The 19,435-nt window shown below is 40.3% G+C and carries 17 protein-coding genes; 10 read left to right on the forward strand and 7 right to left on the reverse strand.

The annotated features are described in order from the left end of the window. The first annotated feature begins 185 nt into the window (after positions 1 to 185). Positions 186 to 1,139 (forward strand): type II toxin-antitoxin system HipA family toxin, encoded by a 954-nt coding sequence (locus H5200_RS11580; RefSeq protein ID WP_259399203.1) that lies wholly within the window; start codon positions 186 to 188, stop codon positions 1,137 to 1,139. Between the two features lie 25 nt (positions 1,140 to 1,164). On the opposite strand, the gene H5200_RS11585 is transcribed toward H5200_RS11580, so the two are convergent. The 3 genes from H5200_RS11585 to H5200_RS11595 form a co-directional block, all read right to left on the reverse strand. Further along, positions 1,165 to 3,219, reverse strand: a complete 2,055-nt coding sequence (locus H5200_RS11585) for a TonB-dependent receptor (protein ID WP_182739795.1) — start codon at positions 3,217 to 3,219, stop codon at positions 1,165 to 1,167. A gap of 65 nt (positions 3,220 to 3,284) precedes the next feature. Further along, on the reverse strand, positions 3,285 to 4,142 hold the full coding sequence (rhlP, locus tag H5200_RS11590; RefSeq protein WP_182761529.1) for a rhombotarget lipoprotein: 858 nt from the start codon (positions 4,140 to 4,142) through the stop codon (positions 3,285 to 3,287). Between the two features lie 69 nt (positions 4,143 to 4,211). Next, complete coding sequence (locus H5200_RS11595; protein ID WP_182761530.1) at positions 4,212 to 5,792, reverse strand: ATP-binding cassette domain-containing protein; 1,581 nt, start codon at positions 5,790 to 5,792, stop codon at positions 4,212 to 4,214. Between the two features lie 400 nt (positions 5,793 to 6,192). Between H5200_RS11595 and H5200_RS11600 the strand changes: the two genes are divergently transcribed. From H5200_RS11600 to H5200_RS11610, 3 genes are all read left to right on the forward strand, one after another. Further along, positions 6,193 to 6,612, forward strand: coding sequence for a hypothetical protein (locus H5200_RS11600; protein WP_145241209.1), 420 nt, complete (start codon positions 6,193 to 6,195; stop codon positions 6,610 to 6,612). A 101-nt stretch (positions 6,613 to 6,713) separates the two neighbouring features. Further along, a complete protein-coding gene (locus H5200_RS11605; protein ID WP_182761531.1) occupies positions 6,714 to 7,046 on the forward strand; it encodes a hypothetical protein in 333 nt (110 codons plus the stop codon). Between the two features lie 14 nt (positions 7,047 to 7,060). Further along, entirely contained in the window at positions 7,061 to 8,149 is a 1,089-nt protein-coding gene (locus H5200_RS11610) for an endonuclease/exonuclease/phosphatase family protein (RefSeq protein WP_182718292.1), read from the forward strand. A gap of 87 nt (positions 8,150 to 8,236) precedes the next feature. On the opposite strand, the gene H5200_RS11615 is transcribed toward H5200_RS11610, so the two are convergent. Beyond that, entirely contained in the window at positions 8,237 to 9,613 is a 1,377-nt protein-coding gene (locus tag H5200_RS11615; protein WP_182718293.1) for an NAD-dependent succinate-semialdehyde dehydrogenase, read from the reverse strand. Positions 9,614 to 9,803: 190 nt separating this feature from the next. Between H5200_RS11615 and H5200_RS11620 the strand changes: the two genes are divergently transcribed. Beyond that, positions 9,804 to 10,835 (forward strand): nitronate monooxygenase family protein, encoded by a 1,032-nt coding sequence (locus H5200_RS11620; RefSeq protein ID WP_182761532.1) that lies wholly within the window; start codon positions 9,804 to 9,806, stop codon positions 10,833 to 10,835. Between the two features lie 48 nt (positions 10,836 to 10,883). Here the strand turns inward: H5200_RS11620 and H5200_RS11625 are convergent, their stop codons facing one another. Then, positions 10,884 to 11,405: an NUDIX hydrolase gene (locus H5200_RS11625; protein ID WP_182761533.1), complete on the reverse strand. Its 522-nt coding sequence runs from the start codon at positions 11,403 to 11,405 to the stop codon at positions 10,884 to 10,886. A gap of 153 nt (positions 11,406 to 11,558) precedes the next feature. Between H5200_RS11625 and H5200_RS11630 the strand changes: the two genes are divergently transcribed. From H5200_RS11630 to H5200_RS11650, 5 genes are read left to right on the forward strand one after another with little or no spacing between them, the layout of a single operon-like run. Beyond that, entirely contained in the window at positions 11,559 to 12,899 is a 1,341-nt protein-coding gene (locus tag H5200_RS11630) for a sigma-54 dependent transcriptional regulator (protein ID WP_145241198.1), read from the forward strand. A 31-nt stretch (positions 12,900 to 12,930) separates the two neighbouring features. After that, positions 12,931 to 13,140 (forward strand): histidine kinase, encoded by a 210-nt coding sequence (locus tag H5200_RS11635; protein ID WP_145241196.1) that lies wholly within the window; start codon positions 12,931 to 12,933, stop codon positions 13,138 to 13,140. 21 nt (positions 13,141 to 13,161) lie between these two features. Beyond that, positions 13,162 to 14,646 carry an ATP-binding protein gene (locus H5200_RS11640; RefSeq protein ID WP_149981220.1) on the forward strand — a complete coding sequence of 495 codons (1,485 nt, stop codon included), beginning with the start codon at positions 13,162 to 13,164 and terminating at the stop codon, positions 14,644 to 14,646. Beyond that, positions 14,647 to 15,108: a response regulator gene (locus tag H5200_RS11645; RefSeq protein ID WP_145241192.1), complete on the forward strand. Its 462-nt coding sequence runs from the start codon at positions 14,647 to 14,649 to the stop codon at positions 15,106 to 15,108. A gap of 19 nt (positions 15,109 to 15,127) precedes the next feature. Beyond that, complete coding sequence (locus tag H5200_RS11650) at positions 15,128 to 17,089, forward strand: hybrid sensor histidine kinase/response regulator (RefSeq protein ID WP_182718296.1); 1,962 nt, start codon at positions 15,128 to 15,130, stop codon at positions 17,087 to 17,089. Here the strand turns inward: H5200_RS11650 and H5200_RS11655 are convergent. Together H5200_RS11655 and H5200_RS11660 are read right to left on the reverse strand one after the other, a co-directional pair. Beyond that, positions 17,076 to 18,080 (reverse strand): LacI family DNA-binding transcriptional regulator, encoded by a 1,005-nt coding sequence (locus tag H5200_RS11655; protein WP_182718297.1) that lies wholly within the window; start codon positions 18,078 to 18,080, stop codon positions 17,076 to 17,078. The genes H5200_RS11650 and H5200_RS11655 overlap by 14 nt on opposite strands. Before the next feature lie 11 nt (positions 18,081 to 18,091). After that, positions 18,092 to 19,423, reverse strand: a complete 1,332-nt coding sequence (locus H5200_RS11660; protein ID WP_182761534.1) for a glycoside-pentoside-hexuronide (GPH):cation symporter — start codon at positions 19,421 to 19,423, stop codon at positions 18,092 to 18,094. Positions 19,424 to 19,435: the final 12 nt, after the last annotated feature.

Here is a 19,435-nt window from a genome sequence, read left to right on the forward strand (position 1 = left end):
TCAAATTAAGGGGGAAAGTTATAGGATCAAAGAAAAGAAACAAGCCGGATTAATGGAAAACCTTAATAAATAGTGGATCATTATTCAAATGGTGGAGTGGATCACTTTTCGGTTGTTGTTGACATGAAGGGCATAACCGTAGATACATTGCACAAAGGCTTGCTCGTTACGCCAAAGTTAACGACATGTACTTATTAGCTTTGCAAGGAAGTGATGGTATTGGCATGTTATCTTACCAAGGTGACTTTAAATTACCGCAAGTTGATAGCGTGTCACTTAACGATATTCTTACGTATTCGCATGCACAGCCTTTATTTCCGCAGTTATTAGAAAAATACTATCTCAGGAATACCTTGTCAGGAATGCAACCCAAAGTAAGTATTACAAGTGTTGAGCGAACAGTTCATCAAAAAGATCTGATCGTAAAATCATTTGATGAAGAGTTTGAGCTGCTTACTGTTAATGAATATGTGTGCATGCAAGCAGCTAAATATTGCGGTCTAGCACCGCCAAATACGTATTTATCTGATAACCTTGAAACATTTGTGATTGAACGCTTTGATCGTGGTGAAAGTGGCACTCAGTTGCTAGGTTATGAAGACTTTACAACTTTGATGAAGCGCTCTTCAGATCCCGATGAAAAATATCGGGGAAGTTACGAAACCCTACTGAAAGCAACCTATTTGTACACGAATAATATGCTCGAAGTTGAAAAAATGTATAAGTACATCGTTTTCAGTTGTTTAATTGGTAACGGTGACGCCCATCTTAAAAATTTTGCGCTGCAGTACACGCCAGATATGAGCAATATTTTTGTTTCTCCACCTTTTGATATTACTCATACATTAATTTATCCAACCATCAATAATAAAATGGCACTTAATATTTGTAAGAGCAAAGAGTTTCCAGACTGTGATCACTTAATTAAGCTGGCTAATCAAGGTCATATCGTAATTAGGAATGCGCAAGAGATTGTTGAATCGTTAGCTCAAGGGGTTATAGAGTATGTTTCAAGGTCACAAGAAGTCTTGCTCTTAAGTGGTTTAAAAGAGTCGATTTTAGCTGGAGTTGATAAAGTGATGACTGCAACTTACAACTCAAAATCATATCGCCATGATAAAAAGAAAAAGTTTGAGTAATAGCAGAAATCACTTAATTCAATATTTACCAAGCGTAACTTGCTGAGAACATTATATTACGTGGTCGCCCAGGAAAATAACGGTCGCCAGTAAAGCTGGTGTAATCGGCACGCTCTGCATAGGCGGTATCAAATAGATTGTTAATGCGCGCGGTTAGTTTCAATTGTTCAGTCAGTTGCCATGCTGCGCGTAAATTTAGTAAGTCATGGCCTGCGTAACTGTGTTGGTTTTCAGGATCGGTGAAATAGTCACTGACATGATGCCACTCAATAGCAATTAAGGTGTTATTGGTGACTTGCCAGTTAGCTTGTAGGTTGGCGATATTACGCGGTGCTGTGTCTATGTCGTTACCGTTAATGTTTACTTCAGATAAAACTTGGTCATAGTCGTATGTGTGTATTGCATGGCTTGCTGCTAGGGCAAGTTGAATCGACTGAGTAAGTTGATAATCCAGCTCCAGTTCAATACCACGGTGCTGAGTTTGCCCATCATTAATGGTAAAAAAGTCGCTGTCGCGAAAAATCACGTTTTGTTTATTCATCGCATACGCTGAGAATACATAATGCAGTTGTTGATATTGCCCTTTGAGGCCCACTTCTAGATTGTCTGCTGTTTCAGATTCGAGATCAGCCACTTGTTGTTCGCGCTGTAGCTGATAAAGTTCAGCCGCTTGCGGCGCACGGTAACCGCGAGATAGGTTTGCATATAAATAATTATCAGCACTTAATTGATAACTCAAGCCAAGTTTAGGCGATGTATTTGTAAAGGTATTCTTACTACTTGGCGGGCGCGAGTAACGACAACCGCCAAATCCACATTCGCTGCCATTCTCGTCAGTGCGACCAGCCAGCATATTATTGGTGTAGTCGTAATCAAGCTGCTCAAAGCGTGCGCCTAAACTGATAGCGAGTTGCTGCCATTGCCAATCAAGGCTAATAAAAGGGGCGAGTAGGGTGCTGGTTACATCGTAATCGTAATGCTTACCTTGTGGCACAGTTGCTACTAAAAATGCTGAACCTTGAGTTGGCTCGTCTTGATATTGCAAAAAATCTGCACGGGTGTATTCGCTGTCTAGCCCTAAATTAACAGTTAATTCGTTTGAATACGCATGCTGCCAAAGTGATTGCACGCCAACGCCATTTTGGCTGTTTTCTTCAAGCGGTGTGCCCGGTAAAAAATGCTTAAAGAAGGTCATACTTTGATTGCGCACATACGGGGTAATGGTTAGCGTATCTTTTGCTGTTTGCCATTGTGTTTTTGACCAAAGCCGAAATGAGCGGGCTTTTCTAAATGCATCAGGATCAAAGTTTTGCTGGGCTATTTCATCGTTTTTATAGCTTTCAAAGCCTTCAATAAATCCGGCAGTTTTTTGATCTAAGTGGGTATAGCTCAATCCTGTAGTGACGGATAGATCATCACTTGTATAGCGATGGCGCAGATTGAGCTTTTCTTGGTCTACGCTTTCGTCATCACGGTATCCGGTATCGCGAGTGATACTGGCATTAATACCAAATCCTTGATTGCCTAAATCTTTTCCGCTGCGCAGTTTGAACCGGTTGTAACCGTAAGAGCCTAAATCAACGCCGAGCAAATGTTCATCATAAGTGGTATCAGGGGTGATCACATTAATTACGCCATGCACAGCATTTGAGCCGTAAAGGGCAGAGCCTGGGCCTTTTAAAACTTCAATACGTTGCGCCATTTCGGTGTGCGCTTCAAACAATTCGTTAATATTGCAAAAGCCTGCCGCACGCAGGGGGATGCCATCTTCGGCTGTTAAAATACCGCCACAGGCGCCAGCGCCAGAAAGCACCGGAGAGCGCAGTGCGGGCAAATATTCTTGACCGTTACCATGTTGTACATTGGCACCTGCAACTTGCTTTAATACTTGCTCGATATGGGTCGGTGCGATTAAATCTAACTGCGCTTTAGTGATACTGCTTATTACTAAAGGTAGAGGATCGGCGCGTACCTCAGCACGAGATGCTGTAGTGGTAATGCGTTCAATGTCGTTTTGCGCGGCGAAAGAATTAAAGGCTGTAGGTGTGATCAGCGCCAGAGGTAATAATCGAGAAAGCATGAAAGCCCTTTATCTAAGATATTTCAAAAGGGCAGGATATAACCTTTTTTAGGAATTCTAAAGCTTTAGCGATAAACGCTTGTTAGTTTAATGTAGAGCTGTTTAGTTATTTGCTCGTGTTGTTTTAAAATTAACATAGCAGTTAGTAACATTAATAAGAAATATAAACTGCCACCACTGCTGCCGTCTTTATGATTAACATTGGCTATTTTGTCTTCTTTGACACGGGTTTTAAATGAACCAAGTTCAGCATCTAAGTTTGTGATCATGTCATCAACAGCTAAGTTAAAACTACCTTGCGACTGCTCGTTTAAGGTTTCATCAATACCGACGGCTGTACTGCGTTGCTCTACTTTGTTAACTCCCGGAGCTCGAAACAGCATTTTTCTACTTTTCACATCGAAAACAGCTGTATCAACAAAAGTTTGTACGGTGTTTTCGTTGCCAGGAATAACGTATAACCCCACAATTGTTAAATATAAGAATGCAGCATTATTTTCGAGAGTTTGTGATACTTGGTCATATGATACCAGCGCAATAATATCAACGTCATATAATCTAGATACTTGCTCAAGAGTGGTAAATCCTTGACCTCCTTTCAAATAACTACTAGGAATAACTTCAATACGGTCAATGTAGTCATATTGCATAAACTGTTTTTTTACTTTCTCAAGCAAGGCAATTTCGTCGTTACTGCGAATGCCAGAGTCATATTGGTTAGGAATAAATGCGATACCTACAGTTGCGGGTAAGTTAAGCGTTGGTATGCTTGGTTGATGAGCCTGACGGCTTTGTTCATCAGGGTATAGAAAATCCACGAGACTACTTGAGCGAGTTTTTTGATTCGTATTTTGGCTGAGCATACTACTGCAGCCAGCTAACGAAGTAATTACAATCACCAAAACCAATTGTAGAGTTTTCATATTATTCCTTTTTATAATTAAGTGATCCGATGAGTTTGAACCTGAAACGATGAAAAAGTTCTCGCTGTGCTATTTTAAGATAATGTTAGTTAGTACATTAGATTGCTTAATAAACTCCTCATCGTGGCTCACCAATATAAAGCTGCCAGTAAAATCAGCCAGATTTTGCGCAAGATGTTGCTTGTTAGCCAAGTCCAAGTGGTTATCGGGTTCATCGAGTAACAATAAAGAGTGCTGCGCATTTTGCGCCGCTATAAGCATGGCTAATTGCATTTTCTCGCCGCCGCTTAATTGGCTAATTGGCCGATAAATATTCTCTCCCTTAAAGCCAATATTCGCAAGCAAATGGCGTACTGTTTGTTGTTTTAGCTGACAGTGTTTTTCTAATGCATTGCATAAAGTGTCTGTTGCTCCTAAAAAAGAGCTGTGTTGATCTATATAAAGCACTTTACTATTTAATTGAAGCGCTGTTGATACTGGTGAATTTGCCGAGTCATTAATCATCCGGAGTAATGTTGACTTACCGCTGCCATTGGATCCTTTTAGGTGTAACTTATCACCACTAAAAATTTGCAGGGTGATTGCTTTATTAGCGCTTGAAAATGGCAAAGTAAGTTTTTCAATAAATAGTAGGCGTTTATTGCTAGTCGGTTGCGTAAACTTTACTGTTTTAGCTTTACTATTTGGTAACTGCTGTTGAAGTGTTTGGCGTTTTTCGGTTAGGGCTTCGCGTTTGACAGAGGCTAGCCGTTCAGAAGCGCCTTTACTTGCTTGGGCACTGTTTTTCTTAAAGTCTAACATCACTTTTGGTTGGCTGGTGGTGTTACGTTTTTTATTACCTTGTGCTGCTCTTTGTTGGGCTTTTTCACGATTAAGCTGGGTTTGCTGAAGGTGTTTTTGTCGCTCCTTGTCAAGGTTATTAATTTGCTTTGTAAGCGAAGTTTGTTGTCGTGTTTTTTGCTCATTGAAATGCTCATAATTCCCCGTTTCATAATGAACACCTTGACTGCTAAGCTCAATAATAGCATCGCATTGATTAAGTAATTGGCGGTCATGACTTACTACAATTACTTGCCCTTTAAACGCATGTAATTGGTCAATTAGCCATTGCTTTGCTGATTGGTCTAAATGGTTACTTGGCTCATCTAAAATCAGTAAATCAGGCTTTGTTTGCAACGCGCAAAATAGCATCAAACGCCGCTGTTGACCGCCGCTTAAATGCTTAATTGGCTGGTTTAATGAGGTATCAATAGCAAGGGCTAAAAGTTGTTGTTTGTAATATTGCTCGCATAACCAATCATCATCGATTAGGTTAAAGTCAGCCTCATGGCAGCTTCCTTGTTCAATACGATTAAGGGCGGCTAACTTTTTATCAACTCCTAATAGTTGTGCAATCGTGGATGACGATGTTTGAAGGTGCTGCTCACTTAATTGTTGCTGTGAAATAAGCACGCGAGTACCACTAAATTCAACATGTCCCGAACTAGGTTGTTGTTGGTTTGCCAATATACTCAACAATATTGATTTACCGCTGCCATTAGCACCAATGATCGCGGTGAGCTTTTCATTTATTGAAAAACTAAGTTGTTTAAATTGAGTTTGGCCATCTGGGTGTTGATAGCTTAAATTGTGGATGTGTAATGTATGCATAATGCCTCTGGAGTGTTCAGGGCATGGCGCGCAAAGCAATTAAAATTAACTAGGTATCGTTAAGTCGATAGCAAGATATATGACGAATTTTGCGCCCACTAACCCTGTAAATTCAAAAAATAAAACGAATTTCAACAGGTGTTAGTTATTCATTAATGCGCAAACTCCAGTAAGGTCAGTGAGTTAATAATATACGAATATGTTGTGAGCTGTCAGCCAGTTTTTATTATTTATTGTTTTACAGCATTTTATTTTCTTTAATATAGCTAACTAATTGTTTGTTAAAACACGTAACTGTAAGCACTTACTATCTTTACAAAGTTTACAATTCATTTCATCTTTCATTCAGGCTGACTTGTTAGGCTTTAGTTATTCACACAGATTATGCTAGGAAGTAGCTATGAATAAATTAATCCCCCTGTCTTTGGCTGTACTTGGTTTGAGCCTATTACCGTTTGCAGCAAATGCTAAGCACGAGCGCGAACATGATCGTTATGAACATCGCCATGAGCATCATCATGAGCATAAAAAGCACAGTAAAAAGTACCATAAAAAATATTATAAAAAACACCATAAGTCAGCAGATTATAAAAAGTTGCCGCCGGGTTTATACAAGAAAGTAGGCTACGGGCATGGCTTACCGCCGGGTTGGTATAAAAAATATCATCGTGGCGATCGCCTTGATAGAGATATTTACCGCCGTGGTCGAGTTGTTGAGCGTCATGACCGAAAGGGGATAATTTTACTGGAAGTTGATGATCAGCTAATTCATTTAGTGCATGACACTCGAGAGATTCTCTCTATTGTTACTCGTCACTAAATTTTTACCAAGTCACAACTTGATGTCGGTTATTTAATTTACTTCATAACGAGTTCATGAATTATTGCTATTCTTTAAATGAACTAAATAGGGAGTAAAATATGAAAGCACTTCTATCTACTGCTTTGCTTGGCTTAGTACTTTGCAGCGGCGCAGCTTTTGCAAAAAATGATAACCATGACAAAGACAAAAATAAAGGTAAAGGGAGTTTACCGCCAGGATTACAAAAAAAAGTTGATAATGGTGGTCAATTGCCTCCTGGTTGGCAAAAAAAGTACAACAAAGGTGACAGATTAGATTACGATATCTATCGCCATGGTCGAGTAGTAAAACCGATAGACCGTGATGGTCGTATTACGATTGAAATAGACGATACCATCATTCATATGGTGCATGATACTCGCGAAATTTTGTCAATTTTAAGTCGTTATTAATAAAGGGTTATTGAATGCTAATTGTGCTGGTAAGTATATTAAGTGTGTTATTAGTTGTGACACTTTTACCTATGTCTTTCAGCCAGCATTATTTAATTCGTAGTTGCGACTTTGTTCGTTTACAGGTTTTTTATCTTGCATTGGCTGGGTTGCTTTTAGGTGTTTATTTTGCATTAAGTGGACTATCGCCTTTGGTTGTATCGTCGCTAATCATGGCAACTGTAATTTTGCTTATTCAAGGTAAATGGATATATCCTTATACTTGGCTTGCTAAAAAAGAAGTGGCGCAAAGTCCCGCAGGCAGTGGGCATAGTATTCGTATTATGTCGGCTAATGTGTTGATGTCGAACACTCGCTACCAAGACTTAATAGATTTAGTCCATGAACACCAGCCAGATTTACTTATTACGCTTGAGTCAGATACTAAATGGCAACAGCAACTTGCAGCCATTGAAGAAGATTATCCATACAAAATATTTTGCCCGAAAGATAATCGCTACGGCATGCATTTATACAGTAAATATAAGATAAAAAAACAACAAGTATGTGAGCTTGTAGAAAACGATATTCCCTCAATTCACGTTCTATTTGAGACTGCAGAAGGTCTTGAAGTACAAGGTCATTTTATTCATCCTGCTCCTCCAAGTCCTACTGAAGAAGATACCTCTAGGCCACGAGATACCGAACTTATTTTGCTTGCTAAGGCTTTAAAGAACAACAAACGTCCAACAATTGTTGCCGGCGATTTAAATGACGTTGCTTGGTCAAGAAGTACCCGTTTATTTATGGAAATCAGTGACTTTTTAGATCCACGCAAAGGCCGAGGTTTTTTTAATACCTTTCATGCTGGGTATTTCTTTATGCGCTGGCCGCTTGACCACTTATTCCATAGCCATGGCTTTACTGTTAAACGTATAAAACGGCTAGAAAAATATGGCTCGGACCATTTTGCTCTTTTAACTGAGTTAGTGCACAAACCTGGTAATAGTAACCAGCAACTAGATGACGACATGGACATTCAAAAGGCGGTTAATGAATTGCAAATGGAGAATACTTCTAGCCGAGAAGTGCCTACCTTTAATGATGAAGTAAGTAAAATATAGCGAATAACAGTTATTGTACACTTAACTTATTTAGTCATAAAAAAAGGGCCAATTAAGGCCCTTTAGAGTATTTTTTATTAGGAGTAGTTAGTTATTAATCATAATCGCTTTAATATTAACAAACTCTCTCATACCAAAACCGCCGTGCTCACGACCATAACCACTGTCTTTAACACCACCAAATGGTAAGTTTGGCTGGGCCAGCCCATAACCATTTATGTTAACCATACCGGTATCAAAATGCTTTTTAGCAAGCTCAATGGCTTTCTTTTCATCTTTACAAAGTATGCCGCCACCTAGACCATAGCGAGAGTCGTTGGCAATGCGCATCGCATCTTCGTTATCTTTGGCTTTGATGAGTGAAGCGACCGGGCCAAATAATTCATCGTCATAGGCCGGCATGCCGGGAGAGAGATTCTCAAGTAATGTGGCTGGATAGAAATAACCCGTTTGCTTAGGTATTTCGCCACCAGTCACAATAGACGCACCAGCCTCAACTGATTGCATTACTTGTTTATGAATTTTGTCTCTTAAATCCTCGCGTGCCATTGGGCCAAGATCGGTGTTTTCATCCATAGGATCGCCAACTATTAAGGCGTTAAATTGCTCTGTTATGCCTTTTTTAAACTCATCGTATAAGGCTTCAACAACCACAAAACGTTTTGCAGATACACAAGTCTGACCATTATTGATCATCCGTCCTTGCAGGCAGGTTTTAATTGCCAGCTCTAAATCTGCATCATCAAGTACTAAGTAAGCGTCGTTACTACCAAGCTCTAGGACAGTCTTCTTCACGTGTTTACCTGCTTGCTCAGCCACTTTTTTACCAGTGCCATCACTGCCAGTAAAGGTAACACCACGGATTGCTTTATGGCTAATAAGCTCGCTGGCTGTTTTACCGTCAATCAGTAAATTTTTAAATACATGACTAGGGAAACCTGCATCGGAGAACATTTCTTCAATTTTTTCAGCCATACCAAACACGTTACTAGCATGTTTAAGTACTGCCGTATTACCAGCCATAATGTTAGTCACGGCATAACGAATTACTTGGTAGAGAGGAAAGTTCCAAGGTTGTATGCCTAGTAACACACCTGTCGGTTGATATGTAATTATAGCGCGACCGTTTTCCATAGGGCGTTCTTCATCCGCTAATATCGTTTGGCCATGTTCGGCGCTGTAACGACATATAGCTGCACAAAGCTCTACTTCTTGTAGACCTTGATTGTATAATTTGCCCATTTCTTGAGTCATCAATGTTGCTAGTGACTCTTTTTGTTGCTCGAATACATGTGCAAGTTTGTTTAAATACTTAGCACGATCGGTCAATGAAATATGGCGCCACTCTAAGAAAGCCTCATGACTTTTATCTATCTCATTTTTTGCTTGCTCTAGGTTAAGCAATGTATAGTCTGCAATAGTTTGTTCAGTGGCAGGATTAATTGTCGTTACTGTGTTAGTCATTTTCATCTCCTTACAAATAATATTGAGTAAAGGAGTGCAAAGCTAACGCCAACTCTGCGCTAAACTATTTAATTATTTTAAGTTGTTGCTATAAAACAGCTTTTAATTTTTTCATTATTATTTTTACTCAGCTATTATTTTTGTATCGGTAAAAAGTTCTGGTGGCTGAAAAAGTTACAAGGAGTATGTTGTGGCGTTATCTTTTTTTAATACGCATTTAGCGCTTATTCAAGCGCCGATGGCGGGTGTGCAAGATTTTCGTTTAGCTGCTGCGGTGAGTAACGCAGGTGGTTTAGGATCATTACCCTGTGCAATGCTCTCAAAACAACAGTTAGTGAGCGAGCTTGATAAACTGACTCAAGCGACCAGTAATCCCTATAACCTTAACTTTTTTTGTCATACGGTCGGTGATTACACCAGCCAACAAAAGCAGCAATGGCATAATTTGCTAGCGCCTTATTTTGATGAGTATGGTATTGATGCTGAAAGCTTAACTGCAGGGGCTTCTCGTCAACCTATTAGTCAATCGGTTGTTGATATTATTGCCCCTTATAAACCCGCGGTGGTAAGTTTTCACTTTGGTTTACCTGAGCAAACGATTATGGCGCAAATCAAAAGCTGGGGCACTAAAGTGATTTCAACCGCTACCACTTTAGATGAAGCTATTTGGCTGAGTGAAAATGGCGCTGATGCTATTATTGCGCAGGGTTTAGAAGCAGGAGGCCATCGAGGGCATTTTTTATCAATGGATTTAAGTCTGCAGCAATCAACTGTGCAATTAGTTCAAAACTGTGTGGCACGTCTTTCTTTACCTATTGTTGCCGCAGGCGGTATTGCAACCGCTGATGATGTAGAGCAAATGCAAGCTTTAGGTGCAGCCGCTGTGCAAGTCGGGAGTGCTTACTTATTATGTTGCGAGGCACAAACTTCAGCGCTTCATAAGCAAGCAATTTTAAATCAGAAAACGGATAATACTGCGCTTACTACGTTATTTTCTGGTCGGGCGGCACGAGGCATTCAAAATCGTGTAATGGATGAGTTAGGCGCTTTGGCTATAGGTGTGCCTGAATTCCCTCATGCCAGTACCGCGATAACGGCACTTAGAGCAAGCGCTGAAAAAGCAGGGCACGATGATTTTTCACCACTGTGGTGTGGCCAAAAGCATGTCCCTCGTGTAGGTATGTCGGCAGAAGATATCACCTATTTACTTATGAAAAAGTGATTGGTTTAAATTGAATCAAAGCCCTAACTTATTACTGGGTGATAGTTATCAATAATTAGTAATATGTTTGGCAATCTCTTTTAGTAAATAGGTTTCGCGAATGATTGATAGCCCTTGCTTATCGCTGTTTGCTAGCGTTCGCTCATTATGAGCAATGGCATCATAAATATTAACCCATTTAGCAACCATGCCATTTTGTTGCTCATAATGTTCTAGTTGCGCTTGCCCTAATTGCGTATCAAGACTACAAAAATAGCAGTAAGACTTTATATGGATCACTGCATAATCATCTTTATACCAAGGGCGGTATTCTTCATAAAGGCCAAACTCACCGAGTACTTTGATGTTTTGTGCGCCAGTTTCTTCTTGTAGCTCGCGGATTAATCCTTGCTCTATGCTTTCACCTTCATCAATGCCGCCGCCAGGCAAGCTGAAATCTTCATAGCGGGCAGTGTACATTAATAAAATATCAGTGCCTTTTAAGGCAATAGCACGGCTCGTTAGGCGAGTAAATTGACGTGGCTCGCTGGCACTCACACTGGGATGAACGGTGCTTTTAAGTAAGCGCATCAGAATGTTCCTTAAAATTTAATTTAAAAATTATATCTCAAAAAAGATCTAAATCTATTTAGATAGCGTAAATTTCCAGTTAAGCATCGATTTTGTAGAATAAGGCAGTTAAGATGTGGGGCTGGGCAATGATAATAAGCATAGGGATTTATCATGTTAAACATACTGTTAGTTGATGATGATAGCGAGTTTAGTGATGTCGTTTGTCATATCGTAGAGTTTTTAGGACATAACATTAATACTGCTGCTAATTTAGCAGAGGCTGAGCAGTGGTTTGTAAATAATACCTTTGACCATGTATTGTTAGACTTTATGCTGCCTGATGGAAGTGGTTTACACTTGGTTGAGCACCTTAAAAGTATTGGTCAAAAACCAAAAATAACCCTTATTTCAGGTCATCCTTCAGTCAAAGGTAAGTTGGCTGAAATGTGTGAGCCTAACGTTGGTCATCTAGTTAAGCCCTTGCAGCGCGAAGATATTGAGCGCCTTCTCAACCCTAAAAAAACCACGGCTAAGAAAAAAGCCGAGCCAAGTATTAAAAAGCATTTTGGCACCTTAATAGGTGAATCGCCGCAAATGCAGCATTTGTATACCATGATTGAGCGCGTTGCTAACACCAACGCCAACGTAATGTTAATGGGTGAAAGTGGTGCTGGTAAAGAAGTTGTCGCACAAGCGATTCACAATGCTAGCGCATGTACAGGACCTTTGGTGGCTACTAACTGCGGTGCGTTATCGAAAGAACTTATTGGTAGCGAATTATTTGGCCATGAGAAAGGGGCTTTTACTGGTGCTATTGCCCGTAAAGACGGTGTATTTGAGCAAGCAACCGGCGGAACATTATTTCTAGACGAAGTGACTGAAATGCCAATAGATATGCAGCCTAATCTATTGCGCGTGTTAGAAACTAAAAAAGTAACCCGAGTAGGTGGCAGTAAAGAAAGTGCGGTAGATTGCCGAGTGATTTCTGCGACTAACCGTTCATTAGAAGATTTAGCGCAAAATAATGTTATTCGTGAAGATATCTACTTTCGGTTAGCGGTATTTCCTATTGATATTCCACCACTGCGTGAAAGAAAAGAAGATATTGCCTTATTAGCCAATGCTTTTTTAAATCAATTAAATGAAGAAAACAATACCGACTTTCAATGGCAAACTGCACAATTAAAGTTACTTGAAAGCTATGATTGGCCAGGCAATGTTCGAGAACTGCGCCACGGCATTCATCGTGCTTTTATTATGAGTGATCCAAAAGGTAAAGCGATTACTTTGCCAGATAACTTAGAGTCACCATTTTCACGAGTGAATAAGCAAACTCAAGCAAATCAAGTGACTGCAGGGCAAACTATTGAAGAAGTTGAAAAAGAGCTGATCCACGCTACGTTGGATAAAGTACAAGGTAATAAAACGCTTGCAGCGCAAATGCTAGGTATAAGTACTAAAACTTTATACAACCGTCTAAATGCCTATGGTGGTATTGGCGAATATAGCTAAATTAAACTCAAGTAATCAATAAAGGGGTAGCATGGCTAATAACGATAAAATCAATAAGTTGATTCATGATGCACGCGGACCACTGAATCGTATATCGATGAATGCAGAATTGATTAAATTAGTGCTAGAAAATGATATGCCAAAAGAAAAAGCATTGGCAGCACTTGATAAAATAATAAGTAATTGCCAGCAATGCAGTGACAGCTTAGAACAAATATCGAATCTCGGCGTCGTTGAATAAGATAATATAAAAGGATTATAAATGAAGCTGCAAAAGCAACAAGGTAAGGTCAAGGTAACCTGGGCCAGTTTTATCGCGGTGCTGCTGTGTATTGTGGTGGGGAATGCGATTTTGGCAATGAATACCATTCAAAGCCTGACTCAAACCCAACAGCGTTTAGATGATACTAATATGTTAAACACCGCAATTGAGAAGCTTCATCTTTCAATTGTGCAGGCAGAATCAGGACAACGTGGTTACTTATTAACGGGCGATAAAGATTATTTAGCACCCTACAACGACGCTATTATGCAGCTCAACTCACAAGCTACACTGGTTAAAAATTTACGTACTGAAATTGCAGGCCAAGCAGATAAAGTAGCGCGATTACTATTTTTGGTTGATGATAAAGTTGCGGTATTAACCAGAACCGTTGATTTAGCATTAGCAGATAAAGAACGCCGTGCTCATTATTTACTAGAGACGCATCAAGGCCGTAAGCTTTACGAGCAAATTAGAGAGCTCGCTGATGAAATTCAAGATGCGGAGTCTGCTTTTAAAGCTGTGCAGTTTCGAAAGTTAGGGCAAATTAAAAAAGAAGCCAAACTCACTTTTGCAATTACTGCCGTAACCAGTGCTTTATTGATCCTTGGTATGTTTATGCTCACGCGTATTAACTTACATACAGCGGCAAAATATCAGCAGGAACTTGAATATCAAAACGAAACACTGGCTAGTAAAGTGACCGAGCGTACACAAGAGCTGACCTTGTACTCTGATGAACTAAGTCGCAGTAACCGTGAGCTTGAAGAGTTTGCCTTTGTAGCGAGTCATGATTTGCAAGAGCCACTGCGCAAAATTCAAGCATTTAGTGATCGCTTAGAAACCATGTTTAAAGACGAATTGGGTGAAAAAGGCATTGATTATATCGCGCGTATGAAAAATGCAGCGCAAAGAATGTCTAATTTAATTAATGACTTGTTAGAGTTTTCGCGAGTGACAACACGTGGTAAAGACTTTGCCGATACGGATTTAAAGCAAGTACTTGATGATGTGCTAAGCGATTTAGAAATTGCGATTAAAGAGTCAAATGCGCAGGTCAACGTGGGCGAAATGCCAGTAATACAAGCAGATCTGAGCCAAATGCAGCAGCTATTTTTGAATTTGATTTCAAATGCGGTGAAATTTAGACGTCCAGATGTGGCACCAATTATCACTATTGAGTATCAGCATCAGACTGAATTTAATGATGATTATAATACAGAGCTGGAATGGCAAATCATTACAGTTAAAGATAACGGTATTGGTTTTGCGCCAGAATATACCGACAAAATTTTTGTTCCGTTTCAACGTCTGCATGGGCGTTCGCAATATAAAGGCACTGGGATTGGTTTATCCGTGTGCCGACGTATTGTAGAGCGTCACGGCGGTACGATAGCGGCACAAAGTGAAACCGGTGAGGGAGCAACCTTCATCATAAAACTACCTGTGGAAAGCGAGCTTTTCACATTGCAAGGAGAGGCTTAAATGCCATTTTCTAAAGTAAAGCCAATCACCATTTTAATGGCTGATGATGATGAAGATGATCGTTTATTAACGCAAGACGCACTCGCTGAAAGCCGTGTATTAAACGAGTTATACTTTGTTGAAGATGGTGTGGAGCTTTTGGAGTACCTAGAGCGTAAAGGTAAGTTTGAAGACAAAAACTCATCGCCACGACCTGGGTTGATTTTATTGGATTTGAATATGCCACGCATGGATGGACGCGAAGCGTTGCAAGCGATTAAAGGCAATTCAAACTTAAAAGGTATTCCTGTAGTTATTTTAACCACGTCTAAGCAAGAGGAAGACATGGTTAAGGGTTACGATTTAGGCGCGGCTTCATACATTACTAAACCAGTTACGTTTGATGGCTTAGTTGAACTAATGAAAACGTTAGGTAAGTACTGGGTGGAGTTTGTAGAGTTACCTAGTACGTTTAATGACTAAATAAAAAACTGGAGACGCTATGTTAGATAAGGCAACCAGACTGTTACTTGTTGAAGACGATGAAGATGATTATATTTTAACCTGTGATTATCTAGAGCAGCTGAGTTCGCATACATTTGATATAGAGTGGATCAGTGATCCCAAGCAGGCAGTTAAGGTGCTGAGTAAAAATCATCATGATATTTGCCTGCTTGATTACCGCTTAGGGGCTTCAGACGGCTTAGCAGTATTAAAACAAGCTGTAGAAAATGGTTTTAATGGCCCTATCATTATGCTCACCGGGCAATCAAACGACGCCCTTGATTTAGCCGCTTTGGATGCAGGAGCTGTTGATTACCTCGTAAAAAGTGAAATGAGCTCAAGTCGCTTTGCCCGCTCTATTCGCTACGCATTAGCCCGACGCGATGTTGAAGATGAACGCCTTGAACGACTTAAAGCAGAGGCTGAGAATCGTTCTAAAGACCGCTTTTTAGCACATTTAAGCCATGAGCTACGCACCCCGTTATCGTCAATCTTGGGCTATACCGAGTTGCTTATGCAAAGTGAATTTAACAATCATGCCAATAATGAGTTAGGGGTTATTTATCGTAATGGTAAGCATCTACTTAGCTTGTTAAATGATGTTCTCGATTTATCAAAAATAGCTGCCGATAAACTGGAGCTCAGCTGCAGTGATGTCAACCTTGATAGTTTAATGGCTGATGTGTTTACCTTAATGCGAGTATCTGCGCTGGATAAAGGGCTGTCGCTGCGTTTTGAGTCATTACAACCTTTGCCTCTTGTAATTAGTATTGATGCGACACGGTTTCGGCAAATTTTAATTAATATCATCAATAATGCGATTAAGTTCACCGAGCAAGGCGATATCATTGTTCACGCATGGACAAAAGTTATTGATGGCCGTGAAATGCTGTTTTTTAGTATTAAAGATTCTGGAATGGGTATTGCCCCTGAGAAACAAGCACTTATATTCAAACCATTTGAACAAATAGCCGATGTAGAATCGCGCTCAGTTGGTGGCGCGGGGTTAGGTTTAGCTATTTGCTCTGAATTGTTGAGTCGTATGCAGGGCGGGATCACATTAGAGTCTGCTATTGGTCATGGATCTGAATTTACTATTTCAGTGTATCCGGGCAATATTCAATATGTAGAGCGCAGTGTATTGAAGCTCGATTTGACACCTAATATGCAGCAAAAAATGGCCCCTTGTAAAGTCAGTGGCCGAGTATTGGTGGTTGATGATTTACGAGATTTACGGGTGTTAGTTGGGCATATGATCTCTTCTGCTGGTGCAAAGGTTGATTATGCTGAACACGGTAAGCAAGCACTTGATAAAGTAACTAAAGCACAACAGCAAGGTGATCCGTACGACATTATATTTTTAGATATTCATATGCCGGTGATGGGGGGCAAAGAAACCACGATTGAACTTAGAAAAATGGGTTTTAAGGGGGCGGTAATCGCGCTTACTGCTGCCACGATGAAAGGTATACATAGCGAGTTATTGGCGCTGGGCTTTAACGATGTGATAGGCAAACCTGTTGATTCAAGCTTACTTTATCAGTGCTTAACTAATTACTCTATGGCGGCTAATAAGCCCGTTGATAAATTAGCGCAACCAGCGCGAGTAAAAAGTTGTGCGCGTTTTTTATTGGTTGAAGATGATGCAGATGCGGCGCAAATCACCCAGTTATTACTGGAAAGTTTAGGGGTTGAAACCGTTGTTGCAACTAGTTATGAGCATACTTTAGCAATTCTAAAAAATGACTCTCAATTTGATAAAGTGTTATTAGATATGCATTTGCCTGATGGCAGTGGCTTGGATTTAGCTCGTTATACAAAGCAGTATTATCCAGATTTAAAGCGAGTAATCGTCAGTGGTATACAGCCAGAACCGAAGCAAATTGAACTCCTTGAGATAGAGCAAGTATTACTTAAACCGATTAATTTAGCATTACTAACCCAACTTATTGAGGGTTAGTAATAATTGATTGACGGACGATCAGTTCTGGCTCAAATAATGTTTGTAACGGTAATTCACCCTTACCGTAAACTTTGCTTAAAATCCACTTTGCTGCCATTTTTCCTATATCATTAATTGGGTAGTTAATAGTCGTTAGTGGCGGGTAAATATGACGGGTAAAAAATACGTTGTCATAACCCATGATCGACAATTGTTCGGGAAGCTTAATGCTATATTCTCGGGCTGTGGCCATTGCACCAATGGCCATTTCATCATTAGCACAAATTAAAGCTGTAAAAGCGTGGTTACTTTCATGGAATAACTTAAAACCTGCCGAGCCGCTGGTTTCCATAAAATCGCCTTGATAAAGCAATTGTTCATTAAATTCTAAGTCAAATTCAGCGAGAGCCTGTTTATGGCCGGTTAAGCGATCCTGAGCATCTTTTTTCCAAAGTGGCCCGCTAATGTAAGCTATGTCACGATGGCCTTGCTCAAGGACATACTTGGTTGCTAAATATCCACCTTTGATATTATTTAAAACGATACACCGATCGGCAAGCTCTGGGATCAAACGGTTGATCAGTACAAAGGGGGTGCTGCCTTTACTCAGTTCTATCAAGTAGTCGTCGCTGATGGCTTCAACATGTAAAATCAAGCCATCACAATTGCGACTAATTAAAAACTCAATCCCTTGCTGTTCACGATCGGCATCACTGTGGCCTGCGGTAATAATGACGTGTTTACCTTGATTACGAAACGCATTTTCAATGTCGCTCATCATCGGTCCATAAAATGGCCCGTGTAGCTCAGAAACGAGCAAGCCTACGCTATTCGAGCAATTAGATGCGAGAGATTGTGCAATGGAATTAGGCCGGTAACCAAGCTGTGTCATCGCAACGGTTACCTTTTTTCGCGTTGCATCACTGACATTAGTATTATTATTCATTACCCTTGAAACGGTCGCTAATGAGACCCCAGCAAGTTTTGACACCTCATAAATGGTCGCCATGATATTCCTTGTTAAGTACTACTTCTTTGGGCTAAATCAGCGTTTATTTTCTCTAAGGTATTATTATCAAGAATATACCTTTTCATGATCAACGCGACAAGTACACTACCAATTGCAGGAAACAGTGTAAACGAGGTTAAAATACCGGCTTTAGTTGCTTCATTAAGCTCAGTGTTAGCTTGATAGCCATAGTAAGCCAGTAACCAACCAGCAATAGCTCCGCCCAGTGCCAGGCCTAGTTTAATAAAGAACACCACGCTTGCATAGACCAAGCCAGTTAGCCGATGGCCATTTTGCCATTGTCCGTAGTCAATTGTATCTGCCATTTTTGCCCATAACAATGGAGTTGCCATTTGGGTGAAAAAACACCATAAAAAATAGACTGCAAACGCGAGCACTAATTGGTCGTCAGATAAGAAAAATGCAAAACAGCTTATGGCCGCAGAGATGTATTGGAGATATATATATGCTGCTTTTTTATCAACCCGTTTACTCAGTGGTTGTGCGCAGGCGCAGCCAAGGATATTACCGATCATTCCCAAGGTAACAAATTGCGTAACTAAGTCGGCTTCACCAAGAACATATTTTACGTAATAAATTGCTAAAGTCGTACGCAGCACCATACTCGTGAGCAGCATAATGGCAGCACCACAGAGTATTTTAAAAGGACCGTTTTGCCACAACGTTGCCATTTGTGCTTTGAGGCTAAGGGTTTGTTGCTGTGGTGCAACCACGCGTTCTTTAGTAAAGCGAAAGCAGAACAAAAATAATATCACACCGAAACAGCTCATCAGTATCATAGTAAGCTGATAGCCAAGAGCATTATCGCCTTTACCAAACCAGCTTACTAATGGCAATGTGCAAGCACTGACGAGTAAGCCACCGAGCATACCAAATACAAAACGATAAGATTGAATGGATACGCGTTCACTCGGATCGTGACTTAGTACTCCACCCAAAGCTGAATAAGGAATATTAATTGCGGTATAAACCAGCATTAATAGCGTATAGGTGACAAACGCGTAGATGACTTTTCCTGTCGCGTTTAAATCTGGTGTGGTAAAAGTAATTACACTAACCAGCCCAAACGGGATCGCGAGCCACAATAGGTAAGGCCGGTAACTACCATATTTGGTTCGGGTTGCATCGGTGAGCGCCCCCATTAACGGATCGGTGATTGCATCAATAACTCGCACCACTAGGAACAGAGTACCAACGATGGCCGGAGAAATACCAAATATATCGGTATAGAAAAAAGTTAAAAATAGCATCACGGTTTGAAAAATGATGTTACTTGCAGTATCACCTAAGCCATAGGCTATTTTTTCTTTTCTAGTTAGCATAATTGGCACTCA

The organism is Pseudoalteromonas sp. SG43-7 (assembly GCF_014164295.1).
Taxonomy (GTDB): Bacteria; Pseudomonadota; Gammaproteobacteria; order Enterobacterales; family Alteromonadaceae; genus Pseudoalteromonas; species Pseudoalteromonas rhizosphaerae.

What these genes read in the sequence shown, in the direction of transcription:
- H5200_RS11650 (WP_182718296.1), top strand. Translation starts at nt 15,128, where the DNA reads ATGTTAGATAAGGCAACCAGACTGTTACTTGTTGAAGACGATGAAGAT.
- H5200_RS11645 (WP_145241192.1), top strand. Translation starts at nt 14,647, where the DNA reads ATGCCATTTTCTAAAGTAAAGCCAATCACCATTTTAATGGCTGATGAT.
- rhlP (WP_182761529.1), bottom strand. Translation starts at nt 4,142, where the DNA reads ATGAAAACTCTACAATTGGTTTTGGTGATTGTAATTACTTCGTTAGCT.
- H5200_RS11605 (WP_182761531.1), top strand. Translation starts at nt 6,714, where the DNA reads ATGAAAGCACTTCTATCTACTGCTTTGCTTGGCTTAGTACTTTGCAGC.
- H5200_RS11580 (WP_259399203.1), top strand. Translation starts at nt 186, where the DNA reads ATGTACTTATTAGCTTTGCAAGGAAGTGATGGTATTGGCATGTTATCT.
- H5200_RS11615 (WP_182718293.1), bottom strand. Translation starts at nt 9,613, where the DNA reads ATGACTAACACAGTAACGACAATTAATCCTGCCACTGAACAAACTATT.
- H5200_RS11660 (WP_182761534.1), bottom strand. Translation starts at nt 19,423, where the DNA reads ATGCTAACTAGAAAAGAAAAAATAGCCTATGGCTTAGGTGATACTGCA.
- H5200_RS11585 (WP_182739795.1), bottom strand. Translation starts at nt 3,219, where the DNA reads ATGCTTTCTCGATTATTACCTCTGGCGCTGATCACACCTACAGCCTTT.
- H5200_RS11600 (WP_145241209.1), top strand. Translation starts at nt 6,193, where the DNA reads ATGAATAAATTAATCCCCCTGTCTTTGGCTGTACTTGGTTTGAGCCTA.
- H5200_RS11625 (WP_182761533.1), bottom strand. Translation starts at nt 11,405, where the DNA reads ATGCGCTTACTTAAAAGCACCGTTCATCCCAGTGTGAGTGCCAGCGAG.
- H5200_RS11635 (WP_145241196.1), top strand. Translation starts at nt 12,931, where the DNA reads ATGGCTAATAACGATAAAATCAATAAGTTGATTCATGATGCACGCGGA.
- H5200_RS11610 (WP_182718292.1), top strand. Translation starts at nt 7,061, where the DNA reads ATGCTAATTGTGCTGGTAAGTATATTAAGTGTGTTATTAGTTGTGACA.
- H5200_RS11640 (WP_149981220.1), top strand. Translation starts at nt 13,162, where the DNA reads ATGAAGCTGCAAAAGCAACAAGGTAAGGTCAAGGTAACCTGGGCCAGT.
- H5200_RS11595 (WP_182761530.1), bottom strand. Translation starts at nt 5,792, where the DNA reads ATGCATACATTACACATCCACAATTTAAGCTATCAACACCCAGATGGC.
- H5200_RS11630 (WP_145241198.1), top strand. Translation starts at nt 11,559, where the DNA reads ATGTTAAACATACTGTTAGTTGATGATGATAGCGAGTTTAGTGATGTC.
- H5200_RS11655 (WP_182718297.1), bottom strand. Translation starts at nt 18,080, where the DNA reads ATGGCGACCATTTATGAGGTGTCAAAACTTGCTGGGGTCTCATTAGCG.